Annotated in this window: 15 protein-coding genes; 11 read left to right on the forward strand and 4 right to left on the reverse strand. The window is 66.2% G+C overall.

What is annotated here, in order from left to right:
* The first annotated feature begins 12 nt into the window (after positions 1-12).
* The 11 genes from AXYL_RS12565 to AXYL_RS12615 all read left to right on the forward strand — a co-directional run bounded on the left by AXYL_RS12565 (position 13) and on the right by AXYL_RS12615 (position 8,453).
* Positions 13-1,188: an ABC transporter substrate-binding protein gene (locus AXYL_RS12565; protein WP_013393169.1), complete on the forward strand. Its 1,176-nt coding sequence runs from the start codon at positions 13-15 to the stop codon at positions 1,186-1,188.
* Positions 1,189-1,207: 19 nt separating this feature from the next.
* Complete coding sequence (locus AXYL_RS12570; protein ID WP_013393170.1) at positions 1,208-2,128, forward strand: branched-chain amino acid ABC transporter permease; 921 nt, start codon at positions 1,208-1,210, stop codon at positions 2,126-2,128.
* Positions 2,129-2,156: 28 nt separating this feature from the next.
* Positions 2,157-3,188, forward strand: a complete 1,032-nt coding sequence (locus AXYL_RS12575; RefSeq protein WP_013393171.1) for a branched-chain amino acid ABC transporter permease — start codon at positions 2,157-2,159, stop codon at positions 3,186-3,188.
* On the forward strand, positions 3,185-3,958 hold the full coding sequence (locus AXYL_RS12580) for an ABC transporter ATP-binding protein (RefSeq protein ID WP_013393172.1): 774 nt from the start codon (positions 3,185-3,187) through the stop codon (positions 3,956-3,958). Before AXYL_RS12575 ends, AXYL_RS12580 begins: the two co-directional genes overlap by 4 nt.
* Positions 3,959-3,967: 9 nt before the next feature.
* A complete protein-coding gene (locus AXYL_RS12585; protein ID WP_013393173.1) occupies positions 3,968-4,666 on the forward strand; it encodes an ABC transporter ATP-binding protein in 699 nt (232 codons plus the stop codon).
* Between the two features lies 1 nt (position 4,667).
* Entirely contained in the window at positions 4,668-5,438 is a 771-nt protein-coding gene (locus AXYL_RS12590) for an SDR family NAD(P)-dependent oxidoreductase (protein WP_013393174.1), read from the forward strand.
* 90 nt (positions 5,439-5,528) lie between these two features.
* Complete coding sequence (gene aac(6'), locus AXYL_RS12595) at positions 5,529-5,972, forward strand: aminoglycoside 6'-N-acetyltransferase (protein ID WP_013393175.1); 444 nt, start codon at positions 5,529-5,531, stop codon at positions 5,970-5,972.
* A gap of 96 nt (positions 5,973-6,068) precedes the next feature.
* Entirely contained in the window at positions 6,069-6,320 is a 252-nt protein-coding gene (locus AXYL_RS12600) for a hypothetical protein (protein ID WP_013393176.1), read from the forward strand.
* A 70-nt stretch (positions 6,321-6,390) separates the two neighbouring features.
* Positions 6,391-7,047 (forward strand): hypothetical protein, encoded by a 657-nt coding sequence (locus tag AXYL_RS12605; protein WP_013393177.1) that lies wholly within the window; start codon positions 6,391-6,393, stop codon positions 7,045-7,047.
* A 51-nt stretch (positions 7,048-7,098) separates the two neighbouring features.
* Complete coding sequence (locus AXYL_RS12610; protein WP_013393178.1) at positions 7,099-7,401, forward strand: ArsR/SmtB family transcription factor; 303 nt, start codon at positions 7,099-7,101, stop codon at positions 7,399-7,401.
* Between the two features lie 62 nt (positions 7,402-7,463).
* Positions 7,464-8,453, forward strand: a complete 990-nt coding sequence (locus AXYL_RS12615; RefSeq protein WP_013393179.1) for a zinc-dependent alcohol dehydrogenase family protein — start codon at positions 7,464-7,466, stop codon at positions 8,451-8,453.
* Here the strand turns inward: AXYL_RS12615 and AXYL_RS12620 are convergent.
* The 4 genes from AXYL_RS12620 to AXYL_RS12635 form a co-directional block, all read right to left on the reverse strand.
* The gene (locus tag AXYL_RS12620; RefSeq protein WP_013393180.1) at positions 8,443-10,845 is read right to left on the reverse strand and encodes a TonB-dependent siderophore receptor; all 2,403 of its coding nucleotides are present in this window, start codon (positions 10,843-10,845) and stop codon (positions 8,443-8,445) included. The genes AXYL_RS12615 and AXYL_RS12620 overlap by 11 nt on opposite strands.
* Before the next feature lie 115 nt (positions 10,846-10,960).
* Positions 10,961-11,986, reverse strand: a complete 1,026-nt coding sequence (locus AXYL_RS12625; RefSeq protein WP_013393181.1) for a FecR domain-containing protein — start codon at positions 11,984-11,986, stop codon at positions 10,961-10,963.
* Between the two features lie 37 nt (positions 11,987-12,023).
* Positions 12,024-12,530, reverse strand: coding sequence for a sigma-70 family RNA polymerase sigma factor (locus tag AXYL_RS12630; protein WP_013393182.1), 507 nt, complete (start codon positions 12,528-12,530; stop codon positions 12,024-12,026).
* A gap of 160 nt (positions 12,531-12,690) precedes the next feature.
* Entirely contained in the window at positions 12,691-15,069 is a 2,379-nt protein-coding gene (locus tag AXYL_RS12635; protein WP_013393183.1) for a TonB-dependent siderophore receptor, read from the reverse strand.
* Positions 15,070-15,253 lie beyond the last annotated feature (184 nt).

A 15,253-nucleotide genomic window follows, 5' to 3' on the forward strand; every position in this document is an offset into this window, starting at 1 on the left:
AGGAGACTAAGCATGCAAGCATACGCACGCGGGCTGTCCGCGCTGGCCGCGGTCGCGGCCCTGACCGCGGCCAACGCCGCAATGGCGGACATCCGCATCGGCTTTACCGGGGTGCTGTCCGGACCCCAGGCGGCATTGGGCCAGGACCAGTACGACGGCCTGATGCTGGGCATCGAGCAACTGGGCGGCAGCCTGGGCGGCCAGAAGGCCGTGGTTATCCGCGACGACGATCAGCTCAAGCCCGACGTGGGCGCGCAGATCGTGCAGAAGTTCATCGAGAAGGACAAGGTTGACGTGATCGTCGGCCTGGGCTTCTCCAATGTGCTGATGGCGGAACTGCGGCGCATCAAGGAATCCGGCGTGGTGGCGCTGTCCACCAACGCCGGGCCCGCGCCGATTGCCGGCCGCATGTGCCTGCCCAATCTGTTCGTGCTGGGCTGGCAGAACGACAGCATGTCGGAAGCCATGGGCAAGTACGTCAAGGACCAGGGCTACAAGCGCGCCTACCTGATGTCGTCCAACTACCAGGCCGGCAAGGACAAGCTGGCGGGCTTCAAGCGCTTCTATGGCGCAGCGCCGTCCGACGAAATCTATACCCAGCTGGGACAGCTGGACTACTCGGCCGAGATCTCGCGCATGCAGTCGGCCTCGCCCGACGCGCTGTTCGTGTTCTACACCGGCGGGGTGGGCGTGAACTTCGTACGCCAATTGCGCCAGGCCGGCTTGATGGAAAAGCTGCCGTTCTTCTCGGAAAGCCTGATCGACTCCAACACGCTGACGGCGCTGAAGGAGCAGGCGGTGGGCGCGATCTACGGCACGCCCTGGGCCACCACGCTGGACAACCCGCCGAACCGCAAATTCGTCGAAGCCTTCAAGGCCAAGTACGGGCGCCTGCCGTCCGAGTACGCGGTGGGCGGCTACGACGCGGCCTTTCTGCTGGATACCGCCATCAAGCAGCAGGGCGGCAAGGTCGGCGACAGCAAGGCCCTGGCCGCGGCGGTCAAGGCGGCCGGCGCCAACTTCCCCACGGTGCGCGGCAAGTTCCGCTTCAACAGCAACAACATGCCGGTGCAGGACCTGTATGCCTACCAGGTCGTGAAGGAAGGCGACGGCGTGGGCCTGAAGCAACTGGCCAAGGTGTTCACCGACCACCAGGACGCCTACGTGGCGGACTGCCCGCTGAAGTAACCGTCCCGGGAGACGCCCCATGAACGGATCCTTGCTGTTGTCGCAGATGCTCAATGGCCTGCAGCTCGGCGCCTTGCTGTTCCTGTTGTCCTCGGGGCTGACCCTGATCTTCGGCATCATGAACTTCATCAACCTGGCGCACGGGTCGCTGTACATGATCGGCGCCTTCCTGGGCGCCACCGCCTACAACGCCAGCGGCTCGTTCGCCTTCGCCATCCTGGCGGCGGTGGTGGGCAGCGGCCTGGTGGGCGTGGCGCTGGAACGCCTGATCGCCCGGCCCCTGTACAAGCACGACCACCTCTATCAGGTACTGGCCACCTTCGGGCTGATGATGTTCTTCAACGAACTGGCCTCCGTCATCTGGGGCAGCCGGCCGTATTACGCCGCCGTGCCGCAGGGGCTGGAGGGCGCAGTCAGCTTGTTCGGCAATGACTATCCGGTGTACCGGCTGATGATCATCGGCGTGGGCGCGCTGGTGGCGCTGGGCGCCTGGTTCCTGATCCAGCGCACCCGCTTCGGCATGCTGATCCGCGCCGGCGCTAGCAATGCGCCCATGGCCAGCGTGCTGGGCGCCAATGTGGACCTGCAGAAGACCCTGCTGTTCCTGTTGGGCGCGGTGCTGGCCGGCGTGGCCGGCGCGCTGGCGGGGCCCATCCTCTCGGTGCAGTCCGGCATGGGCGAGCCCGTGCTGATCCTGGCGCTCGTGGTGATCGTGGTGGGCGGCATAGGCTCGGTGCGCGGCACGCTGGTCGCGGCGCTGCTGATCGCCATGATAGACACGCTGGGCCGCGCCTTCCTGCCCGACATGCTGCGCGCCGTGTTCGACGCGTCCGTCGCCAACGCGGTCGGGCCTGCGCTGGCCTCCATGCTCATCTACGTGCTGATGGCCGTGGTGCTGGCGTTCCGGCCGCAAGGCCTGGTCTTCTCGGCGCGGCGTTGACGCGCGCCTGTCCTGGGATTCGATCATCATGCAAGAACACAAACACCGGCGCTGGGCGCTGCCCTTGCTGTTCCTGGTCCTGGCCGCCGTGCCCTTCGTGGCGCAATGGCTGGGCGAACCGTTCTACGTGACGCTGGGCGCGCGTATCCTGATCTACGCGCTGGCCGCGCTGGCGCTGAACCTGGTACTGGGCTTTGCCGGGCTGGTGAGCTTCGGCCACGCCATGTTCCTGGGCCTGGGCTGCTATGCCGTGGGCATACTCAGCTATTACGGCTTCGGCAACGGCTGGCTGCAGTTGGCCGTTTGCATCGCCGTGTGCGCGCTGGTGGCGCTGATCGTCGGCACGGTCTGCCTGCGCACCTCGGGCATAGGTTTCATCATGATCACGCTGGCCTTCGCCCAGATGTTCTATTTCCTGGCGGTCAGCCTGCGCGAGTACGGTGGCGACGACGGCCTGAACATCTATGAAGCCAGTTCCTTCGGCCTGTTCGACCTGGGCGGCAGCCAGCCCGTGTACTGGGCGGCCTGGGCTGTGCTGCTGGTCTCCAGCCTGGCGATGGTGCGCCTGCGCCGTTCGCCCTTCGGCATGATTCTGCGCGCCACCCACGCCAACCCGCGGCGCGTGGACGCGCTGGGCTATTCGGTGTTCGGCGTGCGGCTGACGGCCTACGTGGCCTCCGGCGTGCTGACCGGCGTGGCCGGGCTGCTGCTGGCCAACCTGACCGCCTTCGCCTCGCCCAGCTACATGTCCTGGCCGGTGTCGGGCGAGCTCATCGTCATGGTGGTGATAGGCGGGCTGGGCAATGTGCTGGGTCCGATCGTCGGCGCCGTCGCCTACCTGCTGATGGAGGAAGCCTTCAAGAGCATGACGCAGCACTGGATGCTGCTGATGGGGCCGGCGGTGGTGATCATCGCCATGGTGGCCAAGGGCGGCTATGGCAATTCCCTGGCCTGGCTGCGGCGTCCGCCGCCTGCCGCGCCGACGGCCCAGCCGCCGGCTGCGGGCGAGCAGAAAGACCGCCGTCCGCCGGACGCGATCGCCAAGGAGGCCTCGGCATGAACCTGCAAACCGCTGCCGCGCCCGTGGGGCTGTCCACGCAGGATCTGGTGCGCCGCTTCGGTGGCCTGAAGGCGACCGACGGCGTGTCGCTGGACGTGGCCCCGGGCGAACTGCACGCGCTGATCGGCCCCAACGGCGCGGGCAAGACCACCCTGATCAACCTGCTGTCCGGCGAATTGCGCCCCGATGGCGGCGCGGTGCGCCTGGGCGCCGCCGACGTGTCCCGCGCTACCGTGCAGGAACGCGTGGCGCAGGGCATGCTGCGCTCCTATCAGGTGACCTCGGTATTCGACAGCTACACGGTGCTGGACAACGCCTGCCTGGCCGCCTTGCGCAAGCGCCGCCGGCGCCTGTCGGGCTGGACCGCCTTGCGCGATTGCGCCGACGTGGTGGACGCCGCCCGGCAGGCGCTGCGGGCCTGCAAGCTGGAGGACGTGGCCGAGGCGCAGGTGGACAGCCTGGCCTACGGCCAGCGGCGCCAGCTGGAGATCGCCATGGCGCTGGCGGGCGAGCCGTCGGTGCTGCTGCTGGACGAACCCATGGCCGGCATGAGCGCGGCCGAAAGCGCGGGCGTGATCGCCTTGCTGCAAAGCCTGAAGGGCCGCTACACCATCGTGCTGGTCGAACACGACATGAACGCCGTGTTCGCGCTGGCCGACCGCATCAGCGTGCTGGTCTACGGCAAGATCATTGCCACTGGCAGCGCGGACCAGATACGCAACCATCCCGACGTGCGCCGCGCCTATCTGGGCGACGACGCCGACGCATAAGGAGCCGCCATGTTGAGCATCAACGGATTAACGGCGGCCTATGGGCATTGCCAGGCGCTGTTCGGCGTAGACCTGGACGTGGGCCAGGGCGAGGTTCTCGGCCTGATCGGGCGCAACGGCATGGGCCGCAGCACCGTCATCAAGTGCCTGTTCGGCCTGCTGCCGGCCAGCCAGGGCAGCATCCGCTATGGCGAACGTTCCCTGCGCGGGCTGGCGCCGTACCGCATCGGCCGGATGGGGCTGTCGCTGGTGCCCGAGGGGCGCCAGATTTTCCCGACCCTGACGGTGGAAGAGAACCTGGTCGCCACGGCCATCGTCCGCGGCGGCGCCCGCAGCTGGACGCTGGAACGCGTGTACGAACTGTTTCCGCGCCTGCGCGAACGGCGCGCCAACCTGGGCACCCAGCTGTCCGGCGGCGAGCAGCAGATGCTGGCGCTGGGCCGCGCGCTGATGACCAATCCCAGCCTGCTGGTGCTGGACGAAGCGACCGAAGGGCTGGCGCCGGTGGTGCGCGCCGAAATCTGGCGCGTGCTGGCCCAATTGAAGGCCGAAGGTTTGTCGATGATCGTGGTGGACAAGAACACCACGGCCTTGCTGCGCCTGTCGGACCGCAACGTCATCCTCGACAAGGGGGTGACGGTGTGGCGCGGCAGCTCGGCGGAATTGTCCGAGCGGCCCGACCTGGTGGCCGCCTACGTGGGAGTCTGAGATGAGATTGCAGGACAAGGTGGCGCTGGTCACCGGCGCGGCCGGGGGCATCGGATTGGCGATCGCGCGTCGCTTCGTGGCTGAGGGCGCATACGTGCTTTTGGCCGACCGCAAGGAGGCCGAACTGATGGCGGCGGCCCGCTCGCTGGGAGCGCGCGCCGCCGCGGCGCTGGCGGACGTGACCGATCCGGCGGACGCCCAGCGGCTGGCCGACGAGTGCGTGCGGCGCTGGGGCGGCCTGGATATCTGCGTCTGCAACGCCGGCGTGATCCGCGCCGCGGATTTCCTGGACCTGAAGCTGGAAGACCTGGACGCGGTCATGAACGTCAACGTGCGCGGCACCTTCCTGGTGGCGCAGGCCGCCGCGCGCGCCATGGTGGCGGGCGGACGCGGCAACGGCGCCATCGTGACCCTGTCGTCGATGACGGCGGAGCTGGCCATGCCGGACCAGCTGGCCTACGGCGCCAGCAAGGGCGCGGTGCGGCAGATGACCAAATCGATGGCGCTGTCCCTGGCGCCGCATGGCATACGGGTCAACGCCATCGGCCCCGGCAGCATCGATACCGAGATCCTGGCCACGATCACCAGCAATCCCGAAGCCCGCAGGACCGTGCTGTCGCGCATTCCCATGCAGCGGCTGGGATCGACGGATGAAGTTGCCAAGGTAGCGTTGTTCCTGGCCAGCGACGACGCCAGCTACGTGACCGGGCAGACGGTGTATGCGGACGGCGGCCGGCTGGCGCTGAACTATACGGTGCCAGTGCAGGAGTAGGGCGGCGCATGCCGCAGCGCGGATGCGCTTCGACAGCGGGCAGGGCAAGGTGATAAATTTTTCGCGTCACCTGGAGAACCAATCCTGCCCATGAAAACCACCGCAATCACTTCTTCCCGGAATGCCGCCTGGCTCCAATTGCGCATGGCGCTCTGGCCCGATGCGTCGGCCGCCGAGCACCAGCAAGACATGGACGACCAGGTGTCTTCGCCGGACAGGTACGCCCAGTTTCTGGTGAGTTCCGATGGCGGGCAGGCCTTGGGTCTTGCCGAAGCTTCCATCAGAACGGACTACGTCAATGGTACGGACTCCAGCCCCGTGGCGTTCCTGGAAGGGCTGTACGTCATTCCCGAAGCCAGGCAGCGGGGTGCGGCCAGGGCCTTGGTCGCCGCCGTTCGGGAGTGGGCGCTGGATAGGGGATGCAAGGAGCTGGCCTCGGATACCGCGCTGGACAATCTGGTAAGCCAGGCCGCCCACTCGCGCCTGGGGTTTAAAGAGACTCAGCGGGTCGTCTATTTCAATATGCCGCTGTGACAGGCCACGCAGGTCTTGCATTGCGAGTAAGGTATGGGCTGTAGGCCCTGATTTTCCGGCACTTTGGCCTGTGCCTTCAGCAGGAACCAGAACATCATGAAGACCTTTCGTCTGGCACTGCGGCCTGTCCTCGCTGCGCTCGCGTGTGTGTTGATCGCCGCCTGCGCGGACAAGCCTCCTCAGCAAACCGAACTGGACTATCGCAGCCGGTCTCCTTCCACGGGGCAGGGCAAGAACACGACCCCAGGCTCCTCGGATCAGCGCTTGACCATACAGTCCGGCGAAGGGGAACGCCTGAATCTGCCCTGGTTCGTCCGGGATACACAGGAATGGATCAACAGCAATTGATGGGGGTCCGATCGACGCGGCTCGCCATGCTACGCTTTGCCGGCCCGCAATCGACGAAGCGATCAACTCCATGACTGTTCGACGGATTCTCTTGCTGCTAACCGCGCTGACCTTATCGCCCGCGCTCCATGCCGAGGCTGCGTCCAAGCTCGCCGCCTGGACCCCGGCGGGCCCGACGACGTGCAGCTTCTCGGGATGGACGACCGACGAGAAACCAGCCATCCAGGTGCGCGCGGCGGCCTCCGCCCAGGCAGCGGTGGCGGGCAGCCTGCCGACCACTCGCGGCGAAGGCGCCGATCCCAATATCGACTACTACAGCGTCACCTTCGACGTGACCGAGGCGCGCGACGGCTGGCTCAAGATCAGGAACGCCAGCGACGACAAGACCGGCGATGGACAGAGCAAGCCGCGCCCCGTGTATCGGGGCGAGGGCTGGATCGAGGCCAGCGATGCGCAGGTCGGCATCCAGTCGGCGCGGGGCTACGCCCGTCCGGACGCCAGCAGCGAACGGCTGCTGGATCTGGGAGGCGACTGGCTGACCGAGAGAGCCTCGCTGCGCGGCATCGTCGCCTGCGAGGGCGAATGGCTGTTGCTGGACTACGAGATGCGCAACACCGAGACGTTCGAGCCACTGGCGCCCAAGGACCGCACGCGAGGGCGGGCGTGGTTTCGCGGCGTCTGCTCGTCCTCGGAGACGACTTGCGATATGCGGTCGGTCGACAAGTAGGGTGGGAGCGTGATTCATTGACATATCGGGAAATGCCGATACAATGCGGTCATGGAATTGCTCGACATATTCAAAGCCCTGTCCAACCGCACCCGCCTTGAAATCTTGCAAGGCTTGAAGGACCCCGCAAAGAACTTTCCGCCGCAGGACGAAGGCGACGTTCATACGGTGGGCGTCTGCGTCAGCAGCATCCAGGAAGGCGTCGGGCTATCGCAGTCCACGGTGTCTGATTACCTTGCAACGCTGCAACGGGCCGGCTTGGTCGAAGTCAGGCGCATCGGTCAGTGGACCTACTACAAGCGGAACGAAGCGACCATCAGTGCTCTTGCCAAGATCATCGGGAAAGAGCTGTAATTTTTTTACTGATAAATATCTGTATTTCCCGATATCCCTATTTTTCGAAGCGAGAGAAAACTATGAAGGCGATGACACTCAAATCATTTGGCGGCCCGGAATCGTTCGAACTCCGCGACCTGCCCAAGCCTGTGCCGCGGGCGGGACAAGTCCTGGTCCGGGTACATGCAACCTCGATCAATCCCCTGGATTACCAGGTCCGGCGCGGCGATTATCCCGACCTGGTGCCGCTGCCGGCCATTACCGGACACGATGTCTCCGGCGTGGTCGAAGCCGTGGGGCCGGGCGTGACGGCCTTCGCTCCTGGCGACGAGGTCTGGTACACCCCGCAGATATTCGACGGGCCGGGCAGCTACGCCGAGTACCACGTCGCCACGGAGAGCATCATCGGGAGGAAGCCGCCCTCGCTGAGCCATCTCGAGGCGGCCAGCCTCACCTTGGTGGGTGGAACGGCGTGGGAAGCGCTGGTGGTGCGCGCGGGACTGAGAGTCGGGGAGAGCGTCCTGGTGCACGGCGGCGCGGGCGGCGTCGGCCATGTGGCGATCCAGTTGGCCAAGGCCATCGGAGCACGGGTGTACACGACCGTGCGCGCAGCCAACGCCGAGTTCGCGCGCAGCATGGGCGCCGATGTGACCATCGACTATGAAAAGGAAGACTACGTCGAAGCCGTCATGCGGGAGACGGGCGGGCGCGGCGTCGACGTCGTGTTCGACACCATCGGCGGCAACACCCTGGCGCGCAGCCCCGATGCGCTTGCGCAGCTGGGGCGGGTCGTCTCGATCGTGGATATCGCCCAGCCGCAAAACCTGATCCAGGCCTGGGGCAAGAACGCGAGTTACCACTTCGTGTTCACGCGGCAAAACCGCGGCAAGCTCGATGAGCTGAGCGCGTTGGTGGAGCACGGCCAGTTGCGGCCGCACGTGGGCGCGGTCTATGCGCTTGCCGATATTGCGCTCGCTCATGCGCGGCTGGAGAGCCCCAACAACGGCATCCAGGGCAAGATCGCGATTGCCGTCGCGCCATCGGCTCACGAATCGCTGCTTACCAGTTGATGCGCGCCGTCAGCGTGATGTTGCGTTCGTCGCCATAGAAGCAGGTGCCCGGGCACGCAGCCACATAGGTCTTGTTGGCCAGGTTCTTCACGTTCAGGGCGAATTGCCACTTGTCCCATTGATAGCGCAGCGCGGCGTCGTAGGTGGTGTACGACGGCACCGGCAGGTCATAGATCTCCTGGCGGCCCACGTAGCGCACGCCGACGCCCGCGCTCAGGCCCGGCACGGAAGCAAACCGGTAGTCCATCCAGAGCGAGGCCATGTTGCGTGGGACCGAAGCGGGCCGCGAGCCTTCATTGCCTAGATTGCTCTTGGTGACGCGCGCATCCGTCGTCGCCAGCGCGGCCACCAGGTCCAGCTGGCGGTTCAGGCTGGCCCGGGCCTCGATCTCGGCGCCTTTCGAGCGCACTTCGCCGGTCTGGACCAGGTAGCCCACGTGGGCGGGATCGCTGGTGAGGACATTGCGTTGCGTGATTTCGTAGAGCGCCACGGTGATGGACGCGTCCACACCCTTGGGTTCGTACTTCAAGCCGATCTCGTGCTGTACGCCGGTGGTGGGCTTGAAGGGATTGGCGCTGAAGTCCAAACCAGGGGTGGGCTGGAAGGACTTGCTGTAGCTGTAGTAGGGGGCCAGGCCGTTGTCGAACAGGTACATCAGGCCGGCGCGCGGCGTGAAGGCATGGGAGTTCTGGCCTCCCGAGCCCGGCGTCGAGTCGGTGCGGACGGAGTCGTAGCGGCCGCCCAGCAGCACGATCCAGCGCTCGTTGAACTTGATCTGGTCTTGCCCGTAGAAGCCCAGCTGGCGCACGGCGTTTTCGGAATAGTTGGGGGCGCCGAGATTGGGCCGGGCGCCATAGACGGGCTTGTACAGATTTATCGGCGCAATGCTGCCGAACTCCTGGGAACGCGTGAATTCGCTCTTGCTCCAGTCGATGCCGAACAACAGCGTGTGTTCGACCCCGCCATGGCGCAGCTTGCCCAGCAGCTGGTTGTCCACGGCGAGCCCCTTGTCGGTGTCGTACCGGGTGATGGCATAGCGCGTGCCCAAGGCAGGGTTCGATGGGCTCACGCGCGCGTTCACCGCGGCGTACTGGTTGTCGGCCTTGTGTTCATAGGCCAGCAGGTTCTGCCTGACCTGCCAATCGTCGTTCAGCCTGTGTTCGAGCAGGTAGCCCAGGGTGGAACCCTTCACGACATACCGGTCGAAGCCCGGTTCGCCCACGAAGCGTGAACGCGATATCGAGCCGTTGGGATTGGATAGCAGCGTGCCTTCCAGCGGTTTGCCTGAATCGTAGGGACTGTCGGTCCGGCTGTAGCTGGCCAGCAGGGTGATCAGGGTGGCATCGCTGATCTGCCACTCCAGCGCGCCGGCCAGCGACTGGCGGTCATTGTTGATGTAATCGATCATGGTGTCGCTGTTGCGCGCCAGGCCGGTGAGGCGGTAGCGCACATTCCCGTCCTCCGTCACCGGGCCGCCCAGGTCCATGGCGATCTGCTTCTTGTTCCAGCTGCCTGTCTGCAGTTCGAGCTCGTGCAGGGGCTCCGCCGTGGGGCGCTTGCTGACCAGGTTGATGATCCCGCCCGGCGCGGCCTGGCCGTACAGGATCGAGGCCGGCCCCTTGAGCAGTTCGATGCGCTCGAAGTTGTAGGGCTCGATCGCGCCGCTGAGCGAGTTGATGGGGAACTTGGTGCCGTTCAGATACAGCGGGGCCGCGCCCGTGATGTTGAAGCCGCGGACCGTGAAGCGGGTGCCGATGTGCCTGAGCGCCCCGCCTTCCAGCGACATGACGCTGGCGGTGTAGCCCAGCGCCTGGTCCAGCGAGTCGGCCGCCTGCGCGACCACCTGGTCGCGCGGAATCACCGAGACGGATTGGGGCGTTTCGTGCAGCGGCGTGTCGGTCTTGGTCGCGGTTGCGCTGCGGTGGGCGACGAAGCCTTGCACCGGGCCGGAGGCGGATTCATGGAGGCCCGTGACCGTGACCGCAGGCAAGGTCTGCGCGGACTCCTGGCCCGGCTGTCCGCCGGGCAACGGCCGCAGCACGTAGCCACCGTTGGGTTGCAGCCGGGCCGCCAGTCCCGTGCCGGCCAGCAGCCTGGCCAGGGCTTCGGACGCCTCGAAGCTGCCTTGCAGGCCGGCACTGCGCTTGCCCGCGACGTCGTTGGCGGAATAGGACAGCATCAGTCCGCTTTCGAGCGCATATCGGGTCAGCGCGCTCTCCAGCATGCCGGCGGGGATGGCGTAGGTCCTGGCAGCGGCCTGGGCCTGGACGGCGTTCGCGCCGGCGCTCAAGGCGATGCCCGTGGCCGTGAGCCAGAAGGCGCGGCTTGCGGCCAGCGCCAGGGTGTTGCATGTGATGAGGCGCGTGGCGCGCCGAGGCAGGCGGTAGTCCATGAGGGGTCCGGTTTTCGGTGGAAAAATGTGGCTTCTATTAGGTTTGCCACTTGAAAACCGGAAACCCCTCACGTGTGTCCGAAAAAAACAGGCAGATAGTGTGCGCGCCGTCGCGCTAGGCGCCGCGCAGGCGCACGGTGATCCAATAGCGCGTCATCCGGTCGACTTCGACCGGATGCGTCCGGCGCAGCATGTCCAGCACCCGATCGGCGTTGTCCAATGGATAGATGCCAGAAACCTTCAGGTGGCTGGCATCGGGGGCGCAGGCCAGCCGGCCAGGCACGTAGCGCGCAAGTTCTTCGATGAAATCGGAGAGCGGCATGTCCTGCGCGACCAGCATGCCCACCGACCATGAGGCATCGCGCGGCTCGGCGGGCCGGGGCTGATCAACCGCGTCGCGGGTGAACGAGGCCTGTTCGCTCGCGTGGATAAGCCGTGGTGCGTTCGTATGGAGGTCGGGCCGGATTTCTACTGTGCCCTCGAACACCGCGACGTGGCTGCGGTCTGGGAACTGGCGCACGCTGTAGCGGGTGCCCAGCGCGCGCACGCGGCCTTGGGCCGTTTCGACCAGGAAAGGGCGCCCGATCGGGGAGGCCGGGTCGGGTGCGGTGGTGACGAGGATCCGGCCGCGCAGCAGCCGGACCAGGCGCTGCGCGCTGTCGAAGCGCACGTCGATGGCGCTTGCGGTGTCCAGGTCGATGCGGCTGGCGTCGGCCAGCGTGACGCCCAGGCGCTGGCCGGCATCCGTGTGGTGGTCGGATTGCCAGTCCTGCCAGCCGCGCCACAGGCTGTCGCGCGCCAGCCAGGCGCCGCCGCCGGCGAACAAGGCCAGGGCCAGGGTCTTGATGGCCCGGCGGCGTGTCCGGCCGTTGCGGTCTTCATGTGTCAGCGTGCCGCGCACCAGCGGCGTGTTCAGCCCGCGCAGTTGCTGGCCGAAGGACTCGATGTGGCGCCAGGCGCGCTCATGGTCGGGATGTTCCGCCCGCCAGCGCTGGCAGGCTGCATGCGTGGAGTCGCTGGCATCGGCCGCTTGCAAGGCGACCAGCCACTCCACGGCGCGCAGGCTGACGCTTGCGGGCAGCGGCGGGCCGTTCAGTTGGGGGAACGCCGTCAGGCTCGGATCCGCAGGCGAGATGGGCATGGCGGTGTCGGTCGCGGCGGCTGGAGGAGGGGGATCATCAGGCGCCGAAAAAGCACAGGTGCGCCGCCTTGGCGATATAGCGCTGCACGGTGGCGAGCGAGACCTTCAGCGTCGCGGCAATGTCCGCTTGCTTCATGCCTTCAAGCTGGGAGAGCAGGAATGCCTGGCGCACCGGAGCGGTCAGCGTATCCAGGCGCCGGTCCAGTTCGATCAGTGTTTCCAGCAGGATGGCGCGTGTTTCAGGGCCGGGCGCTTCGCGTTCGGGCAGGTCGGCCAGGCTGGCCAGATAAGCCTCTTCGATCCGGCGGCGCCGCATGAAGTTGGACACCACGCCTTGGGCCACCGTGGTCAGCAGCGCGCGCGGTTCGCGCACCGCGACAGTCTCGCCGCGGACCAGCAGGCGCATGAACGTATCATGCGCGAGATCGGCCGCGTCCGAGGAATTGCCCAAGCGACGCCGCAGCCACCCCTTCAGCCAGCCGTGGTGATTCGCGTACAGGACGTCGATGCCCTGGGACGGCACTGCAAACTCGGTCGCGGACATGCGGCCCTCCGGCTTGTCGCGGGCCTGGAGGAAACCGGCGCCCGTGAAAAATGAGAATCATCCGCATTCTAAAGTGAGTCGCGACGCGGCGACAAGAGGCCGGACCGCAAGGAGCCGGTATGGCTCCCCTTCGATCCGGCCAGGCAGGGATGCCGCGTTCTCAGAACGTTCCGCGCACCGTCAGCGTCGCGTTGCGGGGCTCGCCGTAGAAGCTGCCCCAGCCCGGCGCGCCTATCGTCTGGTAGTAGGACTTGTCGAACAGGTTGTTCACGTTCAACGCCGCCGACCAGTTCTTGTTGATCTTGTAGCCGATGCGCGCATTCCAGACGGCGTAGGGCGCTTGCGATACCCGCACCGACCGCGTCTCGGTGTAGCTGCCGGTCTGGTAGTTCACGCCGCCGCCCAGGGTCCACGCCGACCATTGCCCTGGCAGGCGGTAGTCGGACCACAGGCGTAGGATGTGCTTGGGCGTTACCGTGCGGCCGAAGTTGGTGCTGGATACCTCGGTGTCGTCCAGGAACTTCAGGGTATTGAAGGTGTAGCCGGCAAACAGTTGCCAGCCCGGGGCGACCTCGCCGCTGATTTCGGCGTCCACGCCCTGGCTGCGCACCTTGCCGCTGGACAGATAGCAGATGTCGCCGACGGTGCACGCGCTGACCAGGTCTTGTTGGGCGCGGTTCTTCTGGTCGACGCGGAAGAGCGCGACGGAGGCGTTGGCGCGGCCGTCGAGCAGTTCGCCCTTGATGCCTGCTTCGTAGTTCTTGCCCAGGATGGGGTCCAGTATCTGGCCCGACGCGTCCACGGCGTTCTGCGGCTCGAAGATCTCCGCAAAGCTGACGTAGCCGGACCACTGGGGATTGAAGGCGTAGATCAGGCCGCCGTAGGGCGTGACGACGCCATTTTCCTTGTATGGGTCGGTGTACTGCTGGCCGCCATCGCGGTAGTTGCCGGTGTTCTCGTACCAGCTGACGCGGGCACCTGCCACCAGCGTCAAGGGGTCCGCCAGCTTGAAGCGGCCCACGCCGTAGACGCCGGTCTGTTTCATCTTGATGATGGTCGCCGCGCCGCGGTAGGCGTTTTCGCGCAGCCATTCATCCGTGGGTTCGGGCACATGGTGATCCGGGTCCCAGACGTTCACGGCGCGGTTCAGGCGCGCGGTCGCGAAATCGTTCTTGCTGGTCAGTTCGTTGATGCTGGCGCCCACGCTGATCGAATGTTTGCGGCCCAGCGCCTCGAAGGCGCCGTCAACGTCCAGGTTGAGCGCCTTGTTGTGCGTGGAGAAATCGAAGATGCCGGCGTACATCGTCGGCCCGAGTCCGGTGGCCGGGTTGACCGCGCCTTCGGTGAAGGCGTATTTGGAATCGTTGGACTCTTGGGTGGAAGTCCCGGTGAGTTTCAGCGACCAGTCCTGGTTGAAGCGGTGCGCGAGTTCGGCGAACACGGTGGTCTGCTTGCCGTTCCAGCGGTTCCAGTCTTGCGAGAGCGAGGTCGAGCGTTTCAGCCCGATGTCGTCGCCGTTGGTGTAGTGGGGCAGGCCATGGAAGAACGGCGTGGATCGCAGTTCTTCGTAGCTGACGCCGCCGGTCAAGGTGGTGGCGGGGCCCAGGTCGTAGCTCAGCACGCCATACAGCACGCCGGTGCGGCTGTCGGCATTGTCGTAGAAGTAGTCCCGGTCGTTGTAGCTGGCCACGGCGCGTCCGCGCAGGGAACCCGATGCATTCAAGGGACCGGTCGCATCGATATCGGCCCGGTAGTTGTTCCAGGAGCCGCCGCTGGCCAAGAGCTGCACCTGGTTTTCGGCCAGCGGGCGCTTGCGCACCAGATTGACCGCGGCGCTGGGCGAACCGGCGCCTTGCAGCAGGCCGGTGGCGCCGCGGATGATTTCCACGCGGTCCAGGATCACGGTGCTGCTGGTGAAACTGTTGGCCTGGGGGTAGTAGAAGGCGCGGTTGACGCCGTCGAACTGGTAGCTGTCGACGCGGAAGCCGCGCGAGAACACGTAGTTGCCGCCCATCGGGCTCTTGTAGAGCGTCATGCCGGTGCTGTTGGCCAGCACGTCGTCCAGGGTGTTGGCGTTCTGGTCGTCCATGCGCTGGCGCGTCACCACCGTGACCGACTGCGGAATCTCTTTCAGGGTCTGCTCGCCCTTGCCTATGGTCACGATCCCGCTGGTATAGCTGCCCGTGCCTTCGGTGACGGCCGGGTCGGCCATGCCCGTTACCGTGACCGGCGCGAGGGTGGTCGCATCTCCCTGGGGAATGCGGCGCAGGTGGTAACCCTCTCCATTGGCGTTGGCCACGGCTTGCAGGCCCGTGCCGGCCAGCAGGCGTGTGAGGCCTTGCTCGGCGGTGTAGCGGCCGCTAAGCCCTTGCGTCGTCACGCCGCGGGTCAGCGTTGGCGACGCGGCCACGGTCACGTTTGCGGCGACTCCGAACTGGCCCAGCGCCTCGTCCAGCGTGGTGGGCGCGATGGCGAAGGCGATCCCCTGCACCGCGGCGGGCTGGGCCCAGGACACGGCGGGCGCGGCAAGCGGGACCATTGCTGCCAATGCAAGATGGACGACAAGGCGCAAGCGCGCCGGACCTGCCCCGGGCGTCTGGGGCGCGGCAAGAGTAGAGGATGTATGGCGTGCTGCCATGAGAGCTTCCTGGTTCGTCGATGGGTAGGGCCAGACCGCGGGCGCCTCGGGTCTGTCTCTATGTCTAACGAACCACATCCGAAAA

It is taken from the genome of Achromobacter xylosoxidans A8, assembly GCF_000165835.1.
Classification (GTDB): Bacteria; Pseudomonadota; Gammaproteobacteria; order Burkholderiales; family Burkholderiaceae_B; genus Achromobacter; species Achromobacter xylosoxidans_B.

Coding starts and splice junctions, on each gene's coding strand:
- AXYL_RS12565 (WP_013393169.1), top strand. CDS start 13: ATGCAAGCATACGCACGCGGGCTGTCCGCGCTGGCCGCGGTCGCGGCC.
- AXYL_RS12570 (WP_013393170.1), top strand. CDS start 1,208: ATGAACGGATCCTTGCTGTTGTCGCAGATGCTCAATGGCCTGCAGCTC.
- AXYL_RS12575 (WP_013393171.1), top strand. CDS start 2,157: ATGCAAGAACACAAACACCGGCGCTGGGCGCTGCCCTTGCTGTTCCTG.
- AXYL_RS12580 (WP_013393172.1), top strand. CDS start 3,185: ATGAACCTGCAAACCGCTGCCGCGCCCGTGGGGCTGTCCACGCAGGAT.
- AXYL_RS12585 (WP_013393173.1), top strand. CDS start 3,968: ATGTTGAGCATCAACGGATTAACGGCGGCCTATGGGCATTGCCAGGCG.
- AXYL_RS12590 (WP_013393174.1), top strand. CDS start 4,668: ATGAGATTGCAGGACAAGGTGGCGCTGGTCACCGGCGCGGCCGGGGGC.
- AXYL_RS12600 (WP_013393176.1), top strand. CDS start 6,069: ATGAAGACCTTTCGTCTGGCACTGCGGCCTGTCCTCGCTGCGCTCGCG.
- AXYL_RS12605 (WP_013393177.1), top strand. CDS start 6,391: ATGACTGTTCGACGGATTCTCTTGCTGCTAACCGCGCTGACCTTATCG.
- AXYL_RS12610 (WP_013393178.1), top strand. CDS start 7,099: ATGGAATTGCTCGACATATTCAAAGCCCTGTCCAACCGCACCCGCCTT.
- AXYL_RS12615 (WP_013393179.1), top strand. CDS start 7,464: ATGAAGGCGATGACACTCAAATCATTTGGCGGCCCGGAATCGTTCGAA.
- AXYL_RS12620 (WP_013393180.1), bottom strand. CDS start 10,845: ATGGACTACCGCCTGCCTCGGCGCGCCACGCGCCTCATCACATGCAAC.
- AXYL_RS12625 (WP_013393181.1), bottom strand. CDS start 11,986: ATGCCCATCTCGCCTGCGGATCCGAGCCTGACGGCGTTCCCCCAACTG.
- AXYL_RS12630 (WP_013393182.1), bottom strand. CDS start 12,530: ATGTCCGCGACCGAGTTTGCAGTGCCGTCCCAGGGCATCGACGTCCTG.
- AXYL_RS12635 (WP_013393183.1), bottom strand. CDS start 15,069: ATGGTCCCGCTTGCCGCGCCCGCCGTGTCCTGGGCCCAGCCCGCCGCG.